Annotated in this window: 2 protein-coding genes; both read right to left on the bottom strand. The window is 63.7% G+C overall.

Going from position 1 to position 1561, the window contains the following annotated elements:
* The coding region (locus GGD66_RS42555) for an ABC transporter permease subunit (RefSeq protein ID WP_183262283.1) at nt 1–857 on the bottom strand (857 nt) is incomplete at its 3' end.
* Nucleotides 854–1561 (bottom strand): extracellular solute-binding protein (locus GGD66_RS42550; protein WP_183262281.1); only part of this gene is annotated, 708 nt, incomplete at its 5' end. The genes GGD66_RS42555 and GGD66_RS42550, both read right to left, overlap by 4 nt.

Below are 1561 nucleotides of genomic sequence, written 5' to 3'. Positions count from 1 at the left end.
ACGGCATCGATGATGGCGAAGGTTTCGAAGAAGCCATAGATGAAGTTCATCACCGTGAGGAAGAAGATGGTGGGCCCGAGCATCGGCAGCGCGATTGAGACGAAGCGGCGGATCGGTCCCGCACCGTCCACGGCGGCGGCCTCCATCAGCGACACCGGCACCGCGAGCAACCCCACCACCAGAAAGATATAGTCGTAGCAGATGTGCTTCCATGACGCGGCCAGCGTCACCAGGATCAGCGCATCGGTCGGATTGAGGTTAGGGTCCCATGCAATACCGAGCCCGTGCAGCACCTGTGCGAGCGGGCCGACCGCCGGATTGAACAAGAAGGCCCACAGGATGCCGGCGATCGCGGGCGCAATGGCATAGGGCAACAGGATGATCGTGCGATAGGCCGAGCGGCCACGCACGATCCTGTCGGTGGCAAAGGCCAGCACGAGCGCGCTGCCCAATGTGAGCACGTTCTGCGCCACCGTAAACCAGAACGTCACCGCGATCGACTGGCGGTAGTCGCTGCTCGCAAGCAGCGTCTTGAAATTGTCGAACCACACGAACTGAACGTTGGTCCCGAACGGATCGCTGAGCAGAACGGACTGCATCAGCGCCCGCAGCGACGGAATGAAGAAGAAGAACAGCAGGATCAGCAATTGCGGCAGCAACAGCAGCGTCGGCAGGCCGGGACCGTCGCCGAAATTGGCGCGCTTCAGTCCGGCCTCCTCACGCGGCCGCGTTCTGCCCGACCGACGCGAGCTGCCGGCGACTGCCGCCGGCACGGCTTTGGACCCACCACCCCCGTGCCTTCCCTGAAGCACGGGTGCGCGTGCCTCGCGCCACGGGATGGACAGGCGCAACGTCATGGACGCTCGGTTTCCGGAGTCTTCCCGGCATTCAGCTTTTCGAACTGCCGCAGGATCTCGTTACCCCGCTTGACTGCGTCATCCATGGCCTGCTGCGGCTGCTTCTGACCGGCGAACACCGCCTCGACCTCCTGGCGCTGGGCCAGCATCGTCTGCACGAAGTTGCCGAAGCGGAAGCCGCGCGAGTTCTCGTTCGGCGTGCCGCGCGAGAGCTGCAGCACCGCGATCTCCCTGGTCGGATGATCCTTGTAGTAGCCCCGCTCCCGCGCGACCGCATAGGCGCGGTTGGTGGCGGGAACATAGCCGGTTGCGCCATGCCACCAGACCTGGGTTTCCGGCTGCGCGACGAAATCCAGAAAGGCTGCGACGGCCTCGTATCGCTCCGGCGTGTGGCCCTTCATGACCCAGATGGCCCCACCCCCGATGGTGCTGTTGAGAGGCGGATTGATGTCGCTCTCGTGCGGCAGGAAGGTGGCGCTCCAATTGATGGTCGCATTGCGCTCGATGTTGCCGTGCGATGCGGTCGAATTGACGAAGGTCGAGCACCGGCCCGACGTGAACAATTGTTCGGGACTGAAGCCCTGGCCCGCGATCTGCATTACGCCGTCGTCGAGCCATTTCTTGAGCCGCGCGACTTGCGAGACCACCTTCGTCTTGTTGTAGACGAACTCGGTGCCGAGCCCGTCGAAGCCGTTCGCTAGCGT

It is taken from the genome of Bradyrhizobium sp. CIR48, assembly GCF_014198315.1.
In the GTDB taxonomy this organism is placed as follows: domain Bacteria; phylum Pseudomonadota; class Alphaproteobacteria; order Rhizobiales; family Xanthobacteraceae; genus Bradyrhizobium.
The sequence above is the reverse complement of the archived record's forward strand: the minus strand, read 5'-3'. Positions and strand labels throughout refer to the sequence as shown.